The following is a 20,264-nucleotide window of genomic DNA, read 5'->3' as shown; positions in this document are numbered from 1 at the left end:
CTGCGTATTATTTGCGGATCGGCTTACGCGGGCCCTTACGGGTACGCGCGTTAGTCTTGGTCCGCTGACCACGCAGCGGAAGACTACGGCGATGACGCAGACCACGGTAGCAACCTAAATCCATGAGACGCTTGATATTCAGCGTGACATCACGGCGTAGGTCGCCTTCTACGGTATACTTACCAACTTCAGAACGAACGGTATCCAGTTCTTCACTGGACAGGTTCTGAATCTTGGTAGTCGGCGCGATGCCGGCTGCAGCACAGATGTGCTCAGCACGGGTACGGCCAATCCCGAAGATGTAGGTCAGCGAGATCGCCGCATGCTTGTTGTCCGGGATATTGACGCCTGCAATACGGGCCATCAGCTTACTCCGAAGTTTGAGCGGCTTGCTCGTTTGTTCATCTTTAAAAGGCGCAACAGGATACCTCTACCAGAACTGAATTGCAAGCAATGCAACCAGCCAGGTAGCAGAGACCCTGACGCCAGCATGTTCAGGCCAGGATTAACCCTGACGCTGCTTGTGCCGAGGCTCCGTGCAAATAACGCGTACAGCGCCATTGCGACGGATAATCTTGCAGTTACGGCACATTTTCTTTACGGAAGCTCGAACTTTCATCGATCTTTCTCCAAAAACCGTCTCGCGGTGCGCCCTCGGCACTGTTTGCCGAGGGGCTTCCCTCACGGGTATTAAAGCGTTGGACATCGCCTCAGCGCATGATGCCGCCGCTGCCGTAGCCTTTCAGGTTGGACTTCTTCATTACTGAATCGTACTGATTGGACATCAAATGCGATTGCACCTGAGCCATGAAGTCCATGATAACCACCACGACAATCAACAGGGATGTACCGCCAAAGAAGAACGGAACATTCCAGGCCACAATCAAAAACTGGGGCATCAGAGAAACTGCGGTGATGTACAGTGCACCGAACAAGGTCAGACGTGTCATAACCTTATCTATGTAGCGAGCAGTCTGCTCACCTGGACGTATACCCGGCAAGAAGGCGCCTGACTTTTTAAGATTGTCAGCCACATCTTTAGGGTTAAAGACCAGCGCTGTGTAAAAGAAGCAGAAGAATACCACTGCCGCCGCGAAAAGCAAGATATAAAGCGGTTGACCCGGGCCGAGCGCCTGTGATGCGCGCTGCAGCCACTCCATGCCTTCACCTGCCCCCATCCACTGACCGATCGACGCCGGAAACAGTAGAATACTGGAAGCAAAGATAGCCGGAATTACCCCGGCCATATTGACTTTCAGAGGCAGATAACTGCTTTGGCCTGCATACATCTTGTTTCCCACCTGACGACGTGGATAGTTCACCTTGAGGCGGCGTTGGCCGCGCTCGATGAATACCACGAACGCCACAGTGGCGATACCTAGTGCAGACAAAGCCAACAGCGGCAGTACATTCCAGGCGCCTTCATTACGGGCAAGCTCGAAAGCCTGACCGATGCCACCAGGAAGCCCGGCGACGATACCGGCAAAGATCAGCAGTGAGATACCGTTGCCGATGCCTTTTTCGGTAATCTGCTCGCCCAGCCACATCATGAACACCGCACCTGACACAAAGGTGACAATAGCAGTGAAATAGAAGCTGAAGTCAGCGCTGTAGGCAATTCCCTGACTAGCCAAGCCCACCGACATACCGGTGGCCTGAACCAATGCCAGTATCACCGTGCCGTAGCGGGTGTACTGACTGATCTTGCGGCGGCCGGCTTCCCCTTCCTTCTTGAGCTGTTCAAGATGAGGAGAAACCGCGGACATCAGCTGCATGATAATCGACGCGGAAATATAGGGCATTATACCCAGCGCGAGGACACTCATGCGCTCCAGTGCACCACCCGAGAACATGTTGAACATGCCCAGAATGGTGCCCTGTTGCTCCCTGAACAAGGCAGCAAGCTGGTCAGGATTGATACCGGGTACGGGAATGTGGGCACCGATACGGTAGACCACAATGGCGAGGAGCACGAAGCGCAGACGCGCCCATAGTTCACTCAGACCGCTGCCCATCGCCGGCATATTTCCTGACTTGGCCATTTAGTCCTCTACCTTTCCGCCAGCGGCTTCGATAGCAGCCCGCGCACCCTTGGTGCACTTGATGCCGCGAACCGTAACCGCTTTGTTGAGATCGCCTGACAGGATAATCTTCGCATGACGCGTAGAGTCCTTCAGCACGTTGGCATCTTTCAGTGTGTCCAAAGTGACTTCATCACCGGCTACTTTCGCCAGCTCAGCCACACGCACTTCTTCAGATACCAGTGACTTGGCAGAGGTAAAACCAAATTTCGGCAGGCGACGCTGCAACGGCATCTGACCGCCTTCAAAACCTGGCTTGACGCTGCCGCCACTGCGTGATTTCTGGCCTTTGTGGCCACGGCCACCGGTCTTACCCAGACCGGAACCGATACCACGACCAACACGCTTTTCAGCCTGCTTTGAGCCCGGTGCCGGGCTCAGAGTATTGAGTTTCATGGATTACTCTCCCTCAACGCGCACAAGGTAGGTTACCTTGTGGATCATGCCGCGTACGGCGGGGGTGTCTTCCAGTTCAACCGTGTGACCGATGCGACGCAGACCCAAGCCCATGATAGTGGCTTTGTGCTTGGGCAGAATGCCGATGGTGCTGCGGACCTGGGTAACCTTGATCGTTGCTGCCATGGTATTCACCCCGTGATCGCTTCGACAGACAGGCCACGCTTGGCAGCCACGTCTTCCGGTGCCTGCATTGACGCGAGACCATTGACGGTTGCGCGGACAACGTTGACCGGGTTGGTAGAACCGTAGCACTTGGCCAGTACATCGTGGACGCCAGCGAGCTCAAGTACTGAGCGCATGGCGCCGCCTGCGATGATACCGGTACCTTCGGAAGCCGGCTGCATGTACACCTTGGAAGCACCGTGACGGGCTTTTACCGGGTACTGCAGCGTGTGGCCTGCAAGGTTTACCTTGACCATGTTGCGACGCGCTTGTTCCATCGCCTTTTGAATGGCAACCGGCACTTCACGTGCCTTACCACGACCAAAGCCGACACGACCTTTACCATCACCAACGACGGTCAGTGCGGTAAAGCCGAAAATACGACCACCCTTGACCACCTTGGCGACACGGTTGACCTGCACGAGCTTTTCCTGCAGATCACCGTTTTGCTGTTCGTTCTTCGCCATCGTAAAACCCTTTAGAATTCCAGGCCGCCTTCACGTGCGGCGTCGGCCAGAGCCTTGACGCGACCGTGATACATAAAGCCAGCACGATCGAAGGCCACCTGGGTGATGCCTGCTTCTTTTGCGCGTTCGGCAATCAGGGCGCCGACTTTCGTGGCAGCCTCTGTATTACCGGTTGCACCCTCGCGAAGCGCTTTGTCCAGCGTAGATGCACTGGCCAGCACTTTGCCACCATCCGGCGAGATAATCTGCGCATAGATGTGACGCGGGGTACGGTTGACGCACAGGCGGAACGCGCCTAGCTCGCGGATCTTGGCGCGAGCACGGCGGGCACGACGGAGACGAGATTCTTTCTTCGCGTTCATAACCCTGCCTTACTTCTTCTTGGCTTCTTTGCGACGCACCTGCTCGTCGGCGTACCGAACACCCTTGCCTTTATACGGCTCAGGGGGACGGAAGGCGCGGATTTCCGCGGCGCACTGACCGAGCTTCTGCTTGTCCGCGCTTTTCAGCACGATAACGGTGTTCTTCGGCGTTTCCGCTGAGACACCTTCAGGCAGTTCGTAGTCGACCGGGTGCGAGAAGCCCAGTGAAAGATTGAGCGTCTGGCCCTTTACTTGGGCACGATAACCGACGCCAACAATTTCGAGGGATCTTGTAAAACCCTCGGATACGCCCGTGACCAGGTTCTGAACCAAGGCGCGGGTAGTACCGGCCATTGCCCAGCTTTTCGCCGATTCACTCGGCGCGAAGGTCAGCTGGCCGTCTTCCTGCGCGATCACGACATCATCGTGAATCTGCATGGAAAGCGTACCTTGACCACCTTTGACGGTCACTGTGCCTGCGTCAAGCTTGACCTCAACGCCAGCGGGCAGTTTAACCGGATATTTCGCTATGCGGGACATTCCAGCCTCCTAGAATACGGTGCAGATGACTTCGCCACCGACACCCGCCTGGCGTGCGGCACGATCGGTCATCACACCATTGGAGGTGGTGACAATCGCGATACCCAGACCATCGGCGACCTTGGGCAGGTTGTCTTTGCCCTTATACTGGCGCAGAGACGGCTTGGAAACCCGCTGGATGTGGTCGATAACCGGCTTGCCCTCAAAGTACTTGAGAGTCACGGTCAATTCGGGCTTGCTGCTTTCAGCCACTGAGTAATCAGTGATGTAGCCCTCTTCTTTCAGCACGCGGGCCACTTCCACTTTCAACTTGGAGGACGGCATGGTTGCCGTCTCCTTGGTGGCCATCTGCGCATTGCGGATACGGGTAAACATATCCGCCAGAGTGTCTTGCATGCTCATTTAATGTGCGCTCCTGATGATTCTACGTGGCACTTACCAGCTGGACTTTTTAAGGCCAGGGACGTCGCCACGCATGGCGGCTTCACGCAGCTTGTTACGGCCGAGGCCGAACTTGTTATAGAAACCGTGCGGACGGCCGGTAACGCGGCAGCGATTACGCTGACGTACCGGGCTTGAATCGCGCGGCAGTTGCTGCAGCTTAAGCTGCGCGTCGAAGCGCTCTTCGTCGGAAGCGTTAACGTCCTGGATGATTGCTTTGAGTTCAGCGCGCTTGGCAGCGTATTTGGCTACCAGGTTTGTGCGCTTGAGCTCACGCTCTACCATGCTTTTCTTTGCCATGATCCAACCCTTATTTTTTGAAGGGGAAGTTCAGCGCACGCAAGAGTGCACGACCTTCCTCATCGGTGTTGGCGGTAGTGGTGATGGTGACATCCAACCCCCGGATACGATCGATCTTATCATACTCGAGCTCCGGGAAGATGATCTGCTCACGCACACCCATTGAGTAATTGCCACGACCGTCAAAAGACTTCGGGTTGAGACCACGGAAGTCACGCACGCGAGGAATCGCGATGTTGACCAGACGGTCCAGGAAGTCCCACATACGCTCGCTGCGCAGTGTGACCTTGACACCGATAGGCCAACCTTCACGCACCTTGAAGCCCGCGATGGACTTGCGTGCCTTGGTCACCAGCGGCTTTTGACCGGAAAGCTTCTCCAGATCGCCGATGGCATTATCGATCAGCTTTTTATCGCTGACCGCTTCACCGATACCCATATTAAGGGTCACTTTCGTGATCCGGGGTACCTGCATTACGTTGGCGTAGCTGAACTCTTCTTTCAGTTTAGCTACAACCTCGTTTTGATAACGTTCTTTCAAGTTCGCCATTTTGCTACCCGACTCACGTTAGGCGTCGATCTGCGTCTGCGTCGACTTGTAGATACGTACCTTGGTACCGTCTTCCTGGACTTGGAACCCGACGCGATCCGCCTTACCGGTCTCCGAATTGAAGATGGCTACGTTGGACGCGTGAATCGGAGCCTCACGCTCAACGATACCGCCCTGATTTCCCGCCATGGGATTTGGCTTGGTGTGACGCTTGATCATATTCACACCGGACACCACAAAACGGTTTTCTAATACCCGCTTAACGGTGCCACGCTTGCCTTTATCCTTCCCGGCGATGACGATGACTTCATCGTCACGTTTGATCTTTTGCATATCCGCCTCGCTCCTTACAGCACTTCAGGCGCCAAGGAAATGATCTTCATGAACTTTTCATTACGAAGTTCACGAGTGACCGGCCCGAAAATACGGGTCCCGACCGGCTGTTCGTTGGTGTTATTCAACAGAACCGCCGCATTCCCGTCGAAACGGATCAGCGAACCGTCAGGACGACGGACGCCGCTCTTGGTACGGACGACAACCGCTTTCATGACCTGGCCTTTCTTGACCTTGCCACGCGGGATCGCCTCTTTTACTGATACTTTGATGACGTCACCAACGCGAGCGTAGCGGCGGTGTGAACCGCCTAACACCTTGATGCATTGCACCCGGCGCGCTCCGCTGTTGTCAGCGACATCCAGCATTGTCTGAGTCTGAATCATCGGTTTTCTCCAAACCTAATCTGACTGCACTGGTTGAACAGGCGCAGGCAATTAACCTTTAGCCTGCTCGACCACCTCAATGAGGGTCCAGGCTTTCTTCTTGGACAGCGGACGGCACTCTTGAATAGAGACCGTGTCGCCAGCCTTCGCCTGATTCGACTCATCGTGGGCGTGCAACTTGGTGGAGCGCTTTACGTATTTTCCGTAGATCGGGTGACGCTCACGACGCTCGATCATTACGACGATGGACTTGTCCATCTTGTCACTCACCACTTTACCGGTGAGTGTACGGGCTTTCTTTTCTTCGGCCATCTCAGTCACCTGCCTTCTCGTTAAGCACAGTCTTCACGCGGGCAATATCCCGACGGACCTGCTTGAGCAGATGAGTCTGGCTCAGTTGGCCGGTGGCCTTCTGCATGCGCAGGTTAAACTGCTCGCGGAGGAGTTCGAGGAGCTGTTCCTGAAGCTCTCCGACTGACTTTTCACGAATTTCTTGGGCTTTCATCACATCACCGTCCGTTTCGCAAAGGTGGTGGATATGGGCATTTTCTGGGCGGCCAGCTCAAACGCTTCACGCGCGAGCTCTTCTGACACACCTTCAATCTCATACAGGACCCGACCCGGCTGGATTTGGGCTACCCAGTACTCGACTGAACCTTTACCTTTACCCATACGAACTTCGAGTGGCTTTTTGGAGATCGGCTTATCAGGGAATACGCGGATCCAGATCTTGCCGCCACGCTTAACGTGACGTGTGATCGCACGACGGCCGGCTTCGATCTGACGCGCAGTGATGCGGCCGCGACCGGTAGCCTTGAGGCCATACTCCCCGAAGCTAATCTTGCTTCCGCGCTGTGCCAGGCCGCGGTTACGACCTTTCTGCACTTTACGGAATTTTAAACGCTTGGGCTGTAACATCGACTCGCTCTCCCCTTACTTGGAACCTTTCTTCTTGGGCGCGTTGCCGGCGGGCTGTTGCTTGGCCCTGGCACGTACTTCCTCGATACCACCGAGGATTTCACCCTTGAAGATCCACACTTTGACGCCGATAACGCCGTAGGTGGTGTGAGCTTCGTAAGTGGCGTAGTCGATATCCGCACGCAACGTGTGCAGCGGAACGCGACCTTCGCGGTACCATTCAGTACGTGCGATTTCAGCACCACCCAAGCGGCCTGACAGCTGGATCTTGATACCGCCAGCACCGAGACGCATTGCGTTCTGTACCGCACGCTTCATAGCGCGACGGAACATGACACGGCGTTCGAGCTGACCGGCAACGTTAGCAGCTACCAGTTTGGCATCCAGTTCCGGCTTGCGAACTTCTTCGATGTTCACATGAACCGGTACGCCCATCATCTCGCCGAGATCACGACGCAGACGATCAACGTCTTCACCCTTCTTGCCAATCACGATACCCGGACGGGCAGTGTGAATGGTGATGCGGGCGTTATTAGCTGGACGCTCGATATTAATGCGGCTCACGGAGGCGTTTTTCAGACGCTCTTCCAGGAAGCTACGCACTGCGAGATCGTTATTGAGCTTATCGGCGTAAGCGCCGCGCTCGGCATACCAGACAGAAGCATGGTCTTTGACGATGCCCAGTCGAATGCCTGTTGGATTGACTTTCTGACCCATCTGGTCGACTCCTACTTCTCGGCTACCTTGACGGTGATGTGACAGGTGCGCTTCAAGATACGATCCGCACGCCCTTTGGCACGCGGCTTGATACGCTTGAGCGTCATGCCCTCATCGACGCAGATGGTCGATACACGCAGCTCGTCGATATCCATGCCGTTATTTTCTTCCGCGTTTGCAATGGCGGACTGCAGCACTTTCTTGACCAATTTGGCAGCCTTCTTCGGTGAGAAGGTCAGCAGGTCGAGTGCCTCGGCGACCGGTTTACCGCGCACCTGGTCAGCCACCAAACGGGCCTTCTGGGCGGATAAACGAGCGCCACGCAACTTAGCTGTGACTTCCATCTCTCAATCCTCTCTGGCTTACCGTTTGGCTTTCTTGTCCGCTACGTGCCCACGGTAAGTGCGGGTGGCAGCGAATTCGCCTAGCTTGTGACCAACCATTTCCTCGGAGACATGCACCGGGACGTGTTGGCGACCGTTATGTACTGCAATGGTCAGACCTACCATGTTCGGTAGGATCATCGAACGACGCGACCAGGTCTTGATCGGTTTACGGTCGTTCTTTTCCACTGCAACCTCGACCTTCTTCAAAAGATGAAGGTCAATAAAGGGACCTTTCTTTAGTGAACGTGGCACAGCCGTTACCTCTTAATTTCTTGGCAAGTTCAATCACCGAGCCTTACGGCGACGGATGATCAGTTTGTCGGTGCGCTTGTTCTTACGCGTCTTATGACCCTTGGTCGGGACACCCCATGGCGTGACCGGATGACGGCCACCACTGGTGCGGCCTTCACCACCACCATGCGGGTGGTCTACCGGGTTCATCGCAACACCGCGAACGGTGGGACGTACGCCTCTCCAGCGCTTCGCACCGGCCTTGCCAAGTTGACGCAGGCTGTGCTCAGAGTTACTTACTTCACCCAGGGTCGCGCGGCACTCTGCCAACACTTTACGCATTTCGCCGGAGCGAAGGCGCAAGGTGGCGTAATTGCCTTCACGCGCAACCAGCTGTGCGCTAGTACCGGCGCTGCGAGCAATCTGCGCACCTTTACCCGGCTTGAGCTCGATACCGTGAACGGTAGAACCCAACGGGATGTTGCGCAGCGGCAACGCATTGCCTTTCCTGATCGGCGCGTTAACACCAGATTCCAGCACGTCACCCGCGCTGACACCTTTCGGTGCAATGATGTAACGACGCTCACCATCGGCATACTTCAGCAGCGCAATATGTGCACTGCGGTTGGGATCATGTTCCAGACGCTCAACGGTGGCCGGAATGCCATCCTTGGTGCGTTTGAAATCGATCAGCCGATAGTGCTGACGGTGACCACCGCCCACGTGGCGGGTAGTGATGCGGCCGTAGTTGTTACGCCCACCGGACTTGGACTGCTTTTCCAGAAGCGGTGCATAGGCACGGCCCTTGTAAAGCGTCTCGCCAACAATCTTAACGACGTGGCGACGACCGGCGGATGTGGGTTTGGTCTTGACGATTGCCATTATCCGTACTCCTGCCCTTATTCGGCGCCAGAGAAGTCTTCGAGCGTTTCGCCCGCGGCCAGGGTGACATACGCTTTGCGATACCCTTTGCGCATGCCAACACCATTTGCGGTACGCTTCGTCTTGCCTTTGACGTTCAGCGTCTGAACACTGGCGACTTTCTTGTCGAACAGTGCTTCAACCGCTTTTTTGATCTCAGGCTTGGTAGCGTCGCTCGCCACCTTGAAAACGTACTGATTGCGCTCAGCTGCCATCGCGGCCTTTTCGGTCACGTGCGGCCCGAGCAGAACCTTGAATACGCGTTCCTGGTTCATGCCAGCTTCTCCTCGAATTTACGCAGGGCGGAGACGGTGACCAACACCTTGTCAAAGGCGACCAGGCTCACCGGGTCAGCGGCAGCAACATCCACCACATCCACATGCGGAAGGTTACGTGCGGCCAGATAGAGCTTCTCATCAACTTCTTCAGTGACGATCAGGACCTTTTCCAGATCCAGCTCTTTCAGCTTGGCAGCGACCTGCTTGGTCTTGGGCGCATCAACGAGAAACTCTTCCACTGCCACTAGACGCTCTTGACGAACGAGCTCAGACAGGATGGAGCGCATCGCTGCGCGGTACATTTTGCGGTTAACTTTCTGGCTGTGGTCCTGAGGGCTCGCCGCGAAAGTTACGCCACCACTGCGCCACAGCGGGGAACGAATGGTACCAGCACGTGCGCGGCCAGTACCTTTTTGACGCCATGGCTTCTTACCACCACCACGCACGTCAGAGCGATTCTTCTGAGCGCGGGTTCCCTGACGACCGCCGGCCAGATAAGCCGTGACCACCTGATGAACCAGCGCTTCATTGAATTCTTTGCCAAATGTGGTGTCGGCTACTTCAACGGTACCCGCACCTGCAGCAAGATTCAGATTCATTGGTAAACTCCCCTTCAGCCTGCTTTCACGGCGCTGCGAACGATGACATTACTGCCGGTTGCGCCCGGTACAGCACCCTTGATGAGCAGCAAGTTACGCTCGGCATCGACGCGCACGATCTCAAGGCTCTGAACGGTACAGCGGACATTGCCCATCTGACCGGCCATCTTTTTGCCCTTGAATACACGCCCAGGAGTTTGACACATACCAATGGAGCCCGGCGCGCGGTGCGACAGAGAGTTACCATGAGTATTGTCTTGGGTACGGAAGTTCCAGCGCTTAACAGCACCCTGGAAACCTTTACCCTTGGAGGTACCGGTCACGTCTATCATTTGACCAGCTTCAAAGAGGGATACGGTGAGTTCGCCGCCCACGTCAGGAGCCTGCTCGCCTTCTTCAAGACGGAACTCCATCAAGGAACGACCAGCCTCAACACCTGCCTTGGCAAACTGACCCGCTTGCGCTTTGGTGAGGTGCTTGGCTTTACGAGAGCCTGTTGTAACCTGAACCGCTGCGTAGCCGTCAGTCTCAACTGACTTAACGCGAGTAACGCGGTTAGGATCAACTTCAATAACGGTTACGGGCACAGATGCACCGTCTTCGGTAAAGACGCGGGTCATCCCGGCCTTAGTACCGACCAAACCGATAGTCATTCTCAGTTCTCCTATAGTGTACGGGGCTGTCACCCGCTATGGCTGCCCTTTCCAGAGCATTCCACTAGCACATTGTGTGGCGCCTCACGGCGCGGCGACTGCTGCTTCTGTTGTCTTGATGCTCACCCTGAGGATGAAGCCAGAAAGCGCTGGGTCGCGAGTGTCTAGTGTAATTAGTCGAGCTTGATTTGCACGTCTACGCCAGCAGCGAGATCGAGCTTCATCAGGGCATCAACTGTTTTCTCAGTAGGCTCAACAATGTCGAGCACACGCTTATGGGTACGAATCTCATACTGGTCACGCGCGTCCTTATTGACGTGCGGAGAGATCAGTATGGTGTAACGCTCACGATTGGTCGGGAGCGGAATCGGACCACGAACCTGAGCACCAGTACGCTTTGCGGTATCAACGATTTCCGCAGTGGACTGGTCGATCAGGCGATGATCGAACGCTTTCAACCGAATGCGAATCTTCTGGTTCTGCATTAGCCCTAAACTCCAATGGATGTCGACGGCGCGAGCCGTCTACCCACGCATTCAAAGGATGCGCATTATAGGCACAGCGATAGCACATGTCAAACATTTGCTTTCACTGCGCAGAAAAGGGGGCTCATGAAGAGCCCCCTTGGGTACTTCCAGATCTATTTACTGAACGATTTTGGCAACAACGCCAGCACCCACAGTACGACCACCTTCACGGATAGCGAAACGCAGGCCGTCATCCATCGCGATCGGTGCAATCAGGGTAACAACCATTTTAACGTTGTCGCCCGGCATGACCATCTCGACACCTTCCGGCAGTTCACAGGTACCGGTTACGTCGGTGGTACGGAAGTAGAACTGCGGACGGTAGCCCTTGAAGAAAGGCGTATGACGACCACCTTCTTCCTTGGACAGTACGTACACTTCTGCTTCGAAGGTAGTGTGCGGCTTGATGGTGCCCGGCTTGGCCAGAACCTGGCCACGCTCGACGTCATCACGCTTGGTACCACGCAACAGGGCGCCAACGTTCTCACCAGCACGACCTTCGTCGAGCAGCTTACGGAACATTTCAACACCGGTAACGATAGTCTTGACAGTATCGCGGATACCCACGATTTCCACTTCTTCACCGGGCTTGACGATACCGCGCTCTACACGACCGGTAACAACAGTACCACGGCCAGAGATAGAGAAGACGTCTTCGATCGGCATCAGGAACGGCTGGTCGATAGCGCGCTCAGGCTCTGGGATGTACGCGTCCATTGCCTTGATCAGGTTGGCAACAGCGGTAGTACCCATACCGTTCTCGTCTTCACCGTTCAGCGCCATCAGTGCAGAACCAGTGATAATCGGTGTGTCGTCGCCCGGAAAGTCGTACTCGTCGAGGAGTTCACGAACTTCCATTTCAACCAGCTCAAGCAGCTCTTCGTCATCGACCATGTCCGCCTTGTTCAGGAAGACAACGATGAACGGAACGCCAACCTGGCGAGACAGCAGGATGTGCTCGCGAGTCTGCGGCATCGGGCCGTCAGCAGCAGAACATACCAGGATAGCGCCGTCCATCTGCGCTGCACCGGTGATCATGTTCTTGACGTAGTCAGCGTGCCCCGGGCAGTCGACGTGCGCATAGTGGCGCTCTTCTGACTGGTACTCAACGTGAGAAGTCGCGATGGTGATACCGCGCTCACGCTCTTCCGGAGCATTATCAATGGTGTCGAACTCACGCCAGTCACCGCCGAAAACTTCAGCAGAAACGCGGGTCAGAGCCGCTGTCAGGGTTGTTTTACCGTGGTCAACGTGACCGATGGTACCAACGTTGACGTGCGGTTTGGAACGTTCAAATTTTTCCTTAGCCACTGCTATAACCTCTTTATAAGCTAACGGTTAACCGTTTTGATTGATGACGGCTTCTACGACGCTGGAGGGCGCCTCGTCGTATTTCGCGAACTCCATGGAGTAGCTCGCACGGCCCTGGGTCTGTGAGCGCAGGTCGGTTGCATAACCAAACATCTCACCCAGCGGCACCATTGCACGGATAACTTTACCTGAAGAGGAGTCATCCATGCCCTGCACCAAACCGCGACGACGGTTCAGGTCGCCCATGACGTCACCCATAAAGTCCTCGGGAGTCACGACTTCGACCTTCATCACCGGTTCCAGCAACACGGCCTTGGCCTTCCTGGCGCCTTCTTTGATTGCCATGGAAGAGGCAACCTTGAACGCGGTCTCATTGGAGTCCACGTCATGGTAGGAACCATCGAACAGCGTAACCTTGACATCAATCATCGGGCAGCCCGCGATGACACCGTTCTTGAGCTGTTCGTAGGCTCCCTTCTCCACCGCAGGGATGTATTCCTTGGGAACCACACCACCTACGATTTCCGAAACGAATTTGAAGAAGATTTCATCATCCCCTTCGCCTTTCTCTTCGGCTGTCAGAGGCTCGATGCGCATGACCACATGACCATACTGACCGCGACCACCCGACTGACGTACAAACTTGCCTTCCTGTTCAACACTGCCGCGAATGGTTTCGCGGTAGGCCACCTGAGGCTTACCGATGTTGGCTTCTACCTTGAACTCACGACGCATACGGTCGACAAGAATATCAAGGTGCAGTTCGCCCATACCGGAAATGATGGTCTGACCAGTCTCTTCGTCGGTTTTCACCTGGAAGGACGGATCTTCCTGAGCCAACTTGCCCAGTGCAACACCCATCTTTTCCTGGTCAGCCTTGGATTTCGGCTCAACGGCTACCGAAATAACCGGATCCGGGAATTCCATACGCTCAAGGACGATCTTGTTGTTGATATCACACAGGGTATCGCCTGTCGTGACATCCTTCAGACCGATACAGGCGGCGATGTCGCCCGCACGCACTTCCTTGATCTCTTCACGCGAGTTGGAGTGCATCTGTACGATACGACCAACGCGCTCTTTCTTGCTTTTGACCGAGTTGAAGACACCGTCACCTGAATTCAGCACGCCAGAGTAGACGCGAATAAAGGTCAAGGTACCTACGAAGGGGTCGGTTGCAATCTTGAAAGCCAGGGCGGCAAAAGGAGCACTGTCATCCGCTTCACGGGTGTCAACAGTACCGTCCTTGTCGTCAAGCTCACCTTCAATTGCCTTGACTTCTGTCGGTGACGGCATGTATTCGATAACGCCATCCAGCACTGCCTGAACGCCCTTGTTCTTGAAGGCCGAACCACAGGTCACCAGGACGATATCGTTAGCCAGGGTACGCGCGCGCAGACCCGCCTTGATCTCTTCAACGGTCAGTTCACCGCCTTCAAGGTACTTGTCCATCAACTCGTCAGTACCTTCGGCAGCCGCTTCGACCATTTCTTCGCGGTACTTCTCAGCCGTTTCCTGCAGCTCTGCCGGAATATCGGCAAGCTCGTAGTTCATGCCCAGGCTGGCTTCATCCCACAGGATGGCCTTCATCTGGATCAGGTCGATAACGCCCTTGAAGTCTTCTTCCGTGCCCCAGTTGATCTGGATCGGCACGGCTTTGGCGCCCAGACGCTCTTTTAGCTGGTCAACCACCATGAAGAAATCGGCACCGGTGCGGTCCATCTTGTTGACGAAGACCATGCGCGGAACTTCATACTTGTTAGCCTGACGCCAGACGGTTTCCGTCTGCGGCTGAACACCGGATGAACCACACAGAACAACAACAGCACCATCAAGAACACGCAAGGAACGCTCAACTTCGATTGTGAAATCTACGTGCCCCGGTGTATCGATGATGTTGATGCGGTGCTCAGGAAACTGCTTGTCCATACCCTGCCAGAAACAGGTGGTCGCAGCAGAAGTGATGGTAATACCACGCTCCTGCTCCTGCTCCATCCAGTCCATGGTGGCCGCACCATCATGAACCTCACCTACCTTGTGTGACAGGCCGGTGTAAAACAGTACACGCTCGGTTGTCGTGGTTTTACCCGCGTCAACGTGCGCGACGATACCGATATTACGGTAACGATTTAATGGGGTCTTGCGTGCCACGGTGGTAGCTCCCGTTGGTTGGCGATGCTCGAAAACTGGCTGCAACTGGGTTGTTTATATGCCAATGCCGCCATCCGGTGGATGACGGCGTCTGATACATAGATGACTCAGTACCAGCCTAGGCAGCGAGCTTAGAAACGATAGTGAGAGAATGCCTTGTTGGCTTCAGCCATACGGTGCACGTCTTCACGTTTCTTGACCGCAGAACCCTTGCCTTCTGCGGCATCCAGCATTTCACCCGCCAGACGCTGCACCATTGTTTTCTCACCGCGACGACGCGCCGCGTCGACCAGCCAGCGCATTGCCAGCGCTTGACGACGGGACGGACGAACTTCTACCGGCACCTGATAGGTCGCACCACCCACGCGGCGCGACTTGACTTCGACCATCGGCTGGATGGTTTCCAGCGCCTTGTCGAAGATTTCCAGCGGCTCTTCTTTACTACGCTCGGCAACCTTGTCCAACGCACCATAGACGATGCGCTCAGCTACGGACTTCTTGCCGCTGAACATCAGGTGGTTCATGAATTTCGCCAGGCGCTCACTTCCGAATTTAGGATCCGGCAGGATGTCGCGCTTTGCTGCAATTCTTCTTCTAGGCATGATAAGCCCTCAATTAAGGATCCTTCAGGTAAACTCGAGACTCACTGCTAATCAGCCGCTCGACCTTACTCTTATCAGACCAACAAAAATTCAGTTATCGCTTTAATAAACTACGTCTTTTCCGCTTCATCCATCTGACACAGTCAGAGAGATCTTACGACTTAGGACGTTTAGTACCGTACTTGGAACGGCCTTGCTTACGGTTCTGAACACCAGAGGTATCCAAAGCACCGCGAACGGTGTGATAACGCACACCTGGCAAATCCTTTACACGGCCGCCACGAATCAGGACAACAGAGTGCTCCTGAAGGTTGTGGCCTTCACCGCCGATGTAGGAAGACACTTCGAAACCGTTGGTAAGGCGCACGCGGCAGACCTTACGCAGGGCCGAGTTCGGCTTCTTCGGGGTAGTAGTATAAACGCGGGTGCAAACACCACGCTTTTGCGGGCATGCCTGAAGCGCCGGCACGTCACTTTTTGTGACCGGGCGCTTGCGCGGCTTGCGCACGAGCTGATTAATCGTTGCCATAGCTGTAGCTGACTCCAATGGTTGCCTTGCCTTGCAGTGAGTACGGGCGAACCCACCCCACTATTGAAGGCTGCGCATTCTAATCGTTATGCCCGGGTAACGTCAAGAGCAACTTGACAGCCAACCTGGGCATAACAGGTTTAGAGCTCTTCGTCGGAATCCAGCGCGGTCAGCTGAGCACCCAGTTCCTGTTCGACTTCAGAAGCCGACGGATTGAACAGGCGTTCAACGTCTTCACGCTTGCGACGACGCTCGGCGTGGTGGGTCAGGCCGGTACCGGCCGGGATCAAGCGTCCCACCACCACGTTCTCTTTCAGGCCGCGCAGATAATCGCGCTTGCCTGTCACGGCGGCTTCTGTCAGCACGCGCGTGGTTTCCTGGAACGATGCCGCTGAGATAAACGACTCCGTTGCCAGACTTGCCTTGGTGATACCCAACAGCAGGCGGCTGTACTTGGCCGGGAACTTACCTTCTTTCTCCAGCCGCGCGTTCTGTTCGAACACGCGCACCAGCTCAGCCTGATCACCGTTGATAAAGTCGGAATCACCCGAATCAACAATCTCCACCTTGCGCAGCATCTGGCGCACAATGACTTCGATATGCTTGTCGTTGATGCCAACACCCTGCAAGCGGTAAACCTCTTGCACTTCAGCGGTGATGTACTTGGCCAACTCGCTGACGCCGAGCAGGCGCAGAATGTCGTGCGGGTTGCTGGGCCCATCGGAGATTACCTCGCCCTTTTCGACTTTCTCGCCTTCGAAAACAGCAATCTGACGCCACTTCGGAATCAGCATCTCAAACGGGTCGCCTTCGTCCGGGGTAATGGCCAGACGACGCTTGCCTTTGGTTTCCTTGCCGAAGCTGATAACACCGCTGATTTCGGCCAGAATGGACGATTCTTTTGGCTTACGCGCTTCGAACAAGTCAGCCACTCGCGGCAGACCACCGGTGATATCCTTGTTACCCGATGCCTCTACCGGAATACGCGCAACCACCTCACCGACACCGATGGTGGCACCGTCGTCTACTGAAATGATCGAATTGCCAGGCAGCAGGTATTGAACCGGGGTGTTCGCTCCGGAAACGGCAACGTATTCACCCGCGGCGTCTTTCAGCATGATCATCGGACGCTTGTCACGACCGACCATTGGACGCGCCGCAGATTCAATAACCTCGATCGATGACAGACCGGTCATTTCATCGACGGTGCGGTGCATGGTGACACCTTCATCAAGGTCAACAAACTGCGCCTGACCTTCCACTTCGGCAATGATTGGATGAGTGTGCGGATCCCACTTGGCAACAATTGCACCGGCATCAACCACATCACCGTCGCGCACTGAAAGCTCAGCGCCGTAAGGCAGCTTGTAGTACTCGCGCTCGCGGCCATGGTCATCGGCAACAGCCAATGCACTGGAGCGGGACACCACGACCAGCTTGCCGTCGTTACGTTCTACGTGCTTGATGTTGTGCAGGCGCACCTTGCCACCGTGCTTGACCTGAACACTATCCACCGCAGAAGAACGCGAGGCCGCGCCACCGATGTGGAAGGTACGCATGGTCAGCTGGGTACCCGGCTCACCGATTGACTGAGCAGCGATAACGCCGACAGACTCACCAATATTGACCTGATGACCGCGCGCCAGGTCACGACCGTAACAGGACGCACACACGCCGTGCGAGGTCGCACAAGTGATCGTCGAGCGTACGATAATTTCGTCAACACCCATGGTATCCAGGGCATCACACCACTTCTCGTCGAGCAGGGTGCCACGCGGAATCAGCACGTCATCAGTGGCCGGGTCCACGACATCCTGGGCCACCACACGGCCCAGAACACGTTGGGACAGCGGTACGATGATGTCACCGCCTTCGATCACCGGGTGCAGGGTCAGACCGTTGTCTGTGCCGCAATCCGTTTCGGTGATCACCAGATCCTGGGCAACGTCTACCAGACGACGCGTCAGGTAACCGGAGTTAGCAGTTTTCAACGCCGTATCGGCCAGACCTTTACGTGCACCGTGAGTCGAGATGAAGTACTGGAGTACGTTCAGACCTTCACGGAAGTTGGCGACGATCGGCGTTTCGATGATCGAACCATCCGGCTTGGCCATCAGGCCACGCATACCCGCCAACTGGCGGATCTGGGCGGCAGAACCACGTGCACCGGAGTCGGCCATGATGAAGACGCTGTTGAACGAGTCCTGTTCCACTTCGTTGCCGTCACGATCAATCACGGTTTCTTTTTCGATACCGTTCATCATCGCCTTGGCGACTTTATCGTTGGCCTTGGACCAGATATCGATAACCTTGTTGTACTTCTCACCTGCGGTTACCAGGCCAGAAGAGAACTGGTCTTCAATCTCTTTAACTTCAGCTTCTGCGCCATCTACGATGGCGGCTTTCTCATCCGGGATAACGAAGTCGTTAACCCCGATGGAAGCGCCTGACCAGGTTGCCAGACGGAAACCGGTGTACATCAACTGGTCAGCAAAGATGACCGTCGGCTTGAGACCAGCACGGCGATAGACTTCGTTGATCAGATGCGAAATCGCCTTTTTCTTCATCGGCCGGTCGATCAGGTCAAACGGCACGCCTTCGGGCAAAATGCGGAACAGTAGCGCACGGCCCACTGTGGTGTCGTAGATCCGGCGATGGAAGCTGCGCTCGCCGGTTTCTTCATCCACATCCACTTCGTCCAGACGCACCTTGACTTTGGCGTGCAGCGATACCGCCTGGGTGCCAAAGGCCCGCTCAACCTCATTGAGGTCAGACAGCACCATGCCTTCGCCTTTGGCGTTGATCTTTTCGCGGGTCATGTAATAGAGACCCAGAACAACGTCCTGCGACGGCACGATAATCGGCTCACCGTTGGCCGGTGACAGCACGTTATTGGTGGCCATCATCAAGGCGCGCGCTTCGAGCTGGGCTTCCAGGGTCAGCGGTACGTGTACCGCCATCTGGTCACCGTCAAAGTCGGCGTTGTAGGCAGCACAGACCAGCGGATGCAGCTGGATCGCCTTGCCTTCGATCAACAGCGGCTCAAACGCCTGGATACCCAGACGATGAAGCGTCGGCGCGCGGTTAAGCAGTACCGGGTGCTCGCGGATAACATCGGCGAGGATATCCCAGACTTCCGGCAGCTCGCGCTCAACCATCTTCTTGGCGGCCTTGATCGTTGAGGCGTAGCCCAGCGATTGCAGCTTGGAGTAGATAAACGGCTTGAACAACTCCAGCGCCATTTTCTTGGGCAGGCCACACTGGTGCAGGCGCAGGGTCGGGCCAACGGTGATAACCGAACGGCCTGAGTAGTCAACGCGCTTACCCAGCAGGTTCTGACGGAAACGACCCTGCTTACCCTTGATCATGTCAGCCAGGGACTTCAGCGGGCGCTTGTTGGAACCCGTGATGGCACGGCCACGACGGCCATTATCCAATAGGGCGTCCACCGCTTCCTGCAGCATGCGCTTCTCGTTGCGCACGATGATATCCGGCGCGTTAAGATCCAGAAGACGCTTCAGGCGGTTGTTACGGTTGATCACGCGACGATAAAGGTCGTTCAGATCCGAAGTCGCGAAGCGGCCGCCATCCAGCGGTACCAGCGGACGCAGATCCGGCGGCAGCACAGGCAGCACTTCCATGACCATCCACGCCGGCGCATTGCCGGAATGGTAGAAGGCTTCCAACAGTTTCAGACGTTTGGAAAGCTTCTTGATCTTGGTTTCCGAGTTGGTCTGCGGAATTTCTTCACGCAGGTGGTTAATCTCTTCTTCAAGATCGATGTCTTTGAGCAGTTCCTGAACGGCTTCGGCGCCCATTCGGGCATCAAAGTCATCGCCGAACTCTTCAAGCGCTTCGAAATACTGCTCGTCGTTGAGCAGTTGACCACGCTCCAGAGTGGTCATGCCTGGGTCAATGACCACAAAGCTTTCGAAGTACAGCACCCGCTCGATGTCACGCAGGGTCATATCGAGGAACATGCCGATACGCGACGGCAGTGACTTCAAAAACCAGATGTGAGCGACCGGCGACGCCAGTTCGATATGGCCCATGCGCTCACGGCGCACGGCAGCCTTGGTGACTTCAACGCCACACTTCTCACAGATGATGCCACGGTGCTTCATGCGCTTGTATTTGCCGCACAGGCACTCGTAGTCCTTGACCGGGCCAAAGATCTTGGCACAGAACAGGCCATCCCGTTCCGGCTTGAAGGTACGGTAGTTGATGGTCTCGGGCTTTTTCACCTCGCCGAAAGACCAGGAGCGAATCATGTCCGGCGATGCCAGAGTAATCTTGATCGCGTCAAACTCTTCAGTCTGTGACTGCGATTTGAGGACTTTTACCAAATCTTTCATTGGAC

At 55.6% G+C, this 20,264-nt stretch carries 29 protein-coding genes; all 29 read right to left on the bottom strand.

The window, feature by feature from the left end; genetic code table 11:
• Nucleotides 1-7: 7 nt before the first annotated feature.
• Entirely contained in the window at nt 8-364 is a 357-nt protein-coding gene (gene rpsM / locus OR573_01845; GenBank protein ID XGA80425.1) for a 30S ribosomal protein S13, read from the bottom strand.
• A 141-nt stretch (nt 365-505) separates the two neighbouring features.
• A complete protein-coding gene (gene rpmJ, locus OR573_01840; GenBank protein ID XGA80424.1) occupies nt 506-619 on the bottom strand; it encodes a 50S ribosomal protein L36 in 114 nt (37 codons plus the stop codon).
• A gap of 91 nt (nt 620-710) precedes the next feature.
• Nucleotides 711-2,042 (bottom strand): preprotein translocase subunit SecY, encoded by a 1,332-nt coding sequence (gene secY, locus OR573_01835; GenBank protein XGA80423.1) that lies wholly within the window; start codon nt 2,040-2,042, stop codon nt 711-713.
• Nucleotides 2,043-2,477: a 50S ribosomal protein L15 gene (gene rplO, locus OR573_01830; protein ID XGA80422.1), complete on the bottom strand. Its 435-nt coding sequence runs from the start codon at nt 2,475-2,477 to the stop codon at nt 2,043-2,045.
• A gap of 3 nt (nt 2,478-2,480) precedes the next feature.
• Entirely contained in the window at nt 2,481-2,663 is a 183-nt protein-coding gene (gene rpmD, locus OR573_01825; protein ID XGA80421.1) for a 50S ribosomal protein L30, read from the bottom strand.
• A gap of 5 nt (nt 2,664-2,668) precedes the next feature.
• Complete coding sequence (gene rpsE / locus OR573_01820) at nt 2,669-3,169, bottom strand: 30S ribosomal protein S5 (GenBank protein XGA80420.1); 501 nt, start codon at nt 3,167-3,169, stop codon at nt 2,669-2,671.
• Between the two features lie 11 nt (nt 3,170-3,180).
• On the bottom strand, nt 3,181-3,531 hold the full coding sequence (gene rplR / locus OR573_01815) for a 50S ribosomal protein L18 (protein XGA80419.1): 351 nt from the start codon (nt 3,529-3,531) through the stop codon (nt 3,181-3,183).
• A gap of 9 nt (nt 3,532-3,540) precedes the next feature.
• Complete coding sequence (gene rplF / locus OR573_01810) at nt 3,541-4,071, bottom strand: 50S ribosomal protein L6 (protein XGA80418.1); 531 nt, start codon at nt 4,069-4,071, stop codon at nt 3,541-3,543.
• A 9-nt stretch (nt 4,072-4,080) separates the two neighbouring features.
• Nucleotides 4,081-4,473 carry a 30S ribosomal protein S8 gene (rpsH, locus tag OR573_01805; GenBank protein ID XGA80417.1) on the bottom strand — a complete coding sequence of 131 codons (393 nt, stop codon included), beginning with the start codon at nt 4,471-4,473 and terminating at the stop codon, nt 4,081-4,083.
• Between the two features lie 33 nt (nt 4,474-4,506).
• Entirely contained in the window at nt 4,507-4,812 is a 306-nt protein-coding gene (rpsN, locus tag OR573_01800; GenBank protein ID XGA80416.1) for a 30S ribosomal protein S14, read from the bottom strand.
• A gap of 10 nt (nt 4,813-4,822) precedes the next feature.
• Nucleotides 4,823-5,362 carry a 50S ribosomal protein L5 gene (gene rplE / locus OR573_01795; protein XGA80415.1) on the bottom strand — a complete coding sequence of 180 codons (540 nt, stop codon included), beginning with the start codon at nt 5,360-5,362 and terminating at the stop codon, nt 4,823-4,825.
• 18 nt (nt 5,363-5,380) lie between these two features.
• Entirely contained in the window at nt 5,381-5,695 is a 315-nt protein-coding gene (gene rplX, locus OR573_01790) for a 50S ribosomal protein L24 (GenBank protein XGA80414.1), read from the bottom strand.
• A gap of 14 nt (nt 5,696-5,709) precedes the next feature.
• Nucleotides 5,710-6,081 (bottom strand): 50S ribosomal protein L14, encoded by a 372-nt coding sequence (gene rplN / locus OR573_01785; GenBank protein XGA80413.1) that lies wholly within the window; start codon nt 6,079-6,081, stop codon nt 5,710-5,712.
• Nucleotides 6,082-6,132: 51 nt separating this feature from the next.
• Nucleotides 6,133-6,393: a 30S ribosomal protein S17 gene (gene rpsQ, locus OR573_01780; protein ID XGA80412.1), complete on the bottom strand. Its 261-nt coding sequence runs from the start codon at nt 6,391-6,393 to the stop codon at nt 6,133-6,135.
• Between the two features lies 1 nt (nt 6,394).
• Nucleotides 6,395-6,586 (bottom strand): 50S ribosomal protein L29, encoded by a 192-nt coding sequence (rpmC, locus tag OR573_01775; protein ID XGA80411.1) that lies wholly within the window; start codon nt 6,584-6,586, stop codon nt 6,395-6,397.
• Nucleotides 6,586-6,999, bottom strand: coding sequence for a 50S ribosomal protein L16 (rplP, locus tag OR573_01770; GenBank protein XGA80410.1), 414 nt, complete (start codon nt 6,997-6,999; stop codon nt 6,586-6,588). The genes rpmC and rplP overlap by 1 nt, the downstream gene beginning before the upstream one ends.
• A 15-nt stretch (nt 7,000-7,014) precedes the next feature.
• On the bottom strand, nt 7,015-7,716 hold the full coding sequence (gene rpsC, locus OR573_01765; protein XGA80409.1) for a 30S ribosomal protein S3: 702 nt from the start codon (nt 7,714-7,716) through the stop codon (nt 7,015-7,017).
• 11 nt (nt 7,717-7,727) lie between these two features.
• Nucleotides 7,728-8,060, bottom strand: a complete 333-nt coding sequence (gene rplV, locus OR573_01760; protein XGA80408.1) for a 50S ribosomal protein L22 — start codon at nt 8,058-8,060, stop codon at nt 7,728-7,730.
• 18 nt (nt 8,061-8,078) lie between these two features.
• A complete protein-coding gene (gene rpsS / locus OR573_01755) occupies nt 8,079-8,354 on the bottom strand; it encodes a 30S ribosomal protein S19 (protein ID XGA80407.1) in 276 nt (91 codons plus the stop codon).
• Nucleotides 8,355-8,387: 33 nt separating this feature from the next.
• Nucleotides 8,388-9,215, bottom strand: a complete 828-nt coding sequence (rplB, locus tag OR573_01750) for a 50S ribosomal protein L2 (GenBank protein XGA80406.1) — start codon at nt 9,213-9,215, stop codon at nt 8,388-8,390.
• Between the two features lie 17 nt (nt 9,216-9,232).
• Nucleotides 9,233-9,529, bottom strand: coding sequence for a 50S ribosomal protein L23 (gene rplW / locus OR573_01745; GenBank protein XGA80405.1), 297 nt, complete (start codon nt 9,527-9,529; stop codon nt 9,233-9,235).
• Nucleotides 9,526-10,131: a 50S ribosomal protein L4 gene (gene rplD, locus OR573_01740; GenBank protein XGA80404.1), complete on the bottom strand. Its 606-nt coding sequence runs from the start codon at nt 10,129-10,131 to the stop codon at nt 9,526-9,528. The genes rplW and rplD overlap by 4 nt, the downstream gene beginning before the upstream one ends.
• Nucleotides 10,132-10,145: 14 nt before the next feature.
• Nucleotides 10,146-10,784 (bottom strand): 50S ribosomal protein L3, encoded by a 639-nt coding sequence (gene rplC / locus OR573_01735; GenBank protein XGA80403.1) that lies wholly within the window; start codon nt 10,782-10,784, stop codon nt 10,146-10,148.
• A gap of 173 nt (nt 10,785-10,957) precedes the next feature.
• Nucleotides 10,958-11,269, bottom strand: a complete 312-nt coding sequence (gene rpsJ / locus OR573_01730) for a 30S ribosomal protein S10 (GenBank protein XGA80402.1) — start codon at nt 11,267-11,269, stop codon at nt 10,958-10,960.
• Between the two features lie 159 nt (nt 11,270-11,428).
• Nucleotides 11,429-12,622, bottom strand: a complete 1,194-nt coding sequence (tuf, locus tag OR573_01725; protein ID XGA80401.1) for an elongation factor Tu — start codon at nt 12,620-12,622, stop codon at nt 11,429-11,431.
• 27 nt (nt 12,623-12,649) lie between these two features.
• On the bottom strand, nt 12,650-14,773 hold the full coding sequence (gene fusA, locus OR573_01720) for an elongation factor G (GenBank protein ID XGA80400.1): 2,124 nt from the start codon (nt 14,771-14,773) through the stop codon (nt 12,650-12,652).
• Nucleotides 14,774-14,904: 131 nt separating this feature from the next.
• Nucleotides 14,905-15,375, bottom strand: coding sequence for a 30S ribosomal protein S7 (gene rpsG / locus OR573_01715; GenBank protein ID XGA80399.1), 471 nt, complete (start codon nt 15,373-15,375; stop codon nt 14,905-14,907).
• Between the two features lie 154 nt (nt 15,376-15,529).
• Nucleotides 15,530-15,904, bottom strand: coding sequence for a 30S ribosomal protein S12 (gene rpsL / locus OR573_01710; GenBank protein XGA80398.1), 375 nt, complete (start codon nt 15,902-15,904; stop codon nt 15,530-15,532).
• 140 nt (nt 15,905-16,044) lie between these two features.
• Complete coding sequence (rpoC, locus tag OR573_01705) at nt 16,045-20,259, bottom strand: DNA-directed RNA polymerase subunit beta' (GenBank protein XGA80397.1); 4,215 nt, start codon at nt 20,257-20,259, stop codon at nt 16,045-16,047.
• Nucleotides 20,260-20,264 lie beyond the last annotated feature (5 nt).

It is taken from the genome of Halomonas sp. CH40 (genome assembly GCA_041875495.1).
Classification (GTDB): Bacteria; Pseudomonadota; Gammaproteobacteria; order Pseudomonadales; family Halomonadaceae; genus Vreelandella.
Note: the sequence above shows the minus strand (reverse complement) of the source record. Positions and strands in the feature narration are given on the sequence as shown.

Bases quoted from the DNA above. Each gene is read 5' to 3' on its own strand.
- rpsM (XGA80425.1), bottom strand. From the start codon at position 364: ATGGCCCGTATTGCAGGCGTCAATATCCCGGACAACAAGCATGCGGCG.
- rpmJ (XGA80424.1), bottom strand. From the start codon at position 619: ATGAAAGTTCGAGCTTCCGTAAAGAAAATGTGCCGTAACTGCAAGATT.
- secY (XGA80423.1), bottom strand. From the start codon at position 2,042: ATGGCCAAGTCAGGAAATATGCCGGCGATGGGCAGCGGTCTGAGTGAA.
- rplO (XGA80422.1), bottom strand. From the start codon at position 2,477: ATGAAACTCAATACTCTGAGCCCGGCACCGGGCTCAAAGCAGGCTGAA.
- rpmD (XGA80421.1), bottom strand. From the start codon at position 2,663: ATGGCAGCAACGATCAAGGTTACCCAGGTCCGCAGCACCATCGGCATT.
- rpsE (XGA80420.1), bottom strand. From the start codon at position 3,169: ATGGCGAAGAACGAACAGCAAAACGGTGATCTGCAGGAAAAGCTCGTG.
- rplR (XGA80419.1), bottom strand. From the start codon at position 3,531: ATGAACGCGAAGAAAGAATCTCGTCTCCGTCGTGCCCGCCGTGCTCGC.
- rplF (XGA80418.1), bottom strand. From the start codon at position 4,071: ATGTCCCGCATAGCGAAATATCCGGTTAAACTGCCCGCTGGCGTTGAG.
- rpsH (XGA80417.1), bottom strand. From the start codon at position 4,473: ATGAGCATGCAAGACACTCTGGCGGATATGTTTACCCGTATCCGCAAT.
- rpsN (XGA80416.1), bottom strand. From the start codon at position 4,812: ATGGCAAAGAAAAGCATGGTAGAGCGTGAGCTCAAGCGCACAAACCTG.
- rplE (XGA80415.1), bottom strand. From the start codon at position 5,362: ATGGCGAACTTGAAAGAACGTTATCAAAACGAGGTTGTAGCTAAACTG.
- rplX (XGA80414.1), bottom strand. From the start codon at position 5,695: ATGCAAAAGATCAAACGTGACGATGAAGTCATCGTCATCGCCGGGAAG.
- rplN (XGA80413.1), bottom strand. From the start codon at position 6,081: ATGATTCAGACTCAGACAATGCTGGATGTCGCTGACAACAGCGGAGCG.
- rpsQ (XGA80412.1), bottom strand. From the start codon at position 6,393: ATGGCCGAAGAAAAGAAAGCCCGTACACTCACCGGTAAAGTGGTGAGT.
- rpmC (XGA80411.1), bottom strand. From the start codon at position 6,586: ATGAAAGCCCAAGAAATTCGTGAAAAGTCAGTCGGAGAGCTTCAGGAA.
- rplP (XGA80410.1), bottom strand. From the start codon at position 6,999: ATGTTACAGCCCAAGCGTTTAAAATTCCGTAAAGTGCAGAAAGGTCGT.
- rpsC (XGA80409.1), bottom strand. From the start codon at position 7,716: ATGGGTCAGAAAGTCAATCCAACAGGCATTCGACTGGGCATCGTCAAA.
- rplV (XGA80408.1), bottom strand. From the start codon at position 8,060: ATGGAAGTCACAGCTAAGTTGCGTGGCGCTCGTTTATCCGCCCAGAAG.
- rplB (XGA80406.1), bottom strand. From the start codon at position 9,215: ATGGCAATCGTCAAGACCAAACCCACATCCGCCGGTCGTCGCCACGTC.
- rplW (XGA80405.1), bottom strand. From the start codon at position 9,529: ATGAACCAGGAACGCGTATTCAAGGTTCTGCTCGGGCCGCACGTGACC.
- rplD (XGA80404.1), bottom strand. From the start codon at position 10,131: ATGAATCTGAATCTTGCTGCAGGTGCGGGTACCGTTGAAGTAGCCGAC.
- rplC (XGA80403.1), bottom strand. From the start codon at position 10,784: ATGACTATCGGTTTGGTCGGTACTAAGGCCGGGATGACCCGCGTCTTT.
- rpsJ (XGA80402.1), bottom strand. From the start codon at position 11,269: ATGCAGAACCAGAAGATTCGCATTCGGTTGAAAGCGTTCGATCATCGC.
- rpsG (XGA80399.1), bottom strand. From the start codon at position 15,375: ATGCCTAGAAGAAGAATTGCAGCAAAGCGCGACATCCTGCCGGATCCT.
- rpsL (XGA80398.1), bottom strand. From the start codon at position 15,904: ATGGCAACGATTAATCAGCTCGTGCGCAAGCCGCGCAAGCGCCCGGTC.
- rpoC (XGA80397.1), bottom strand. From the start codon at position 20,259: ATGAAAGATTTGGTAAAAGTCCTCAAATCGCAGTCACAGACTGAAGAG.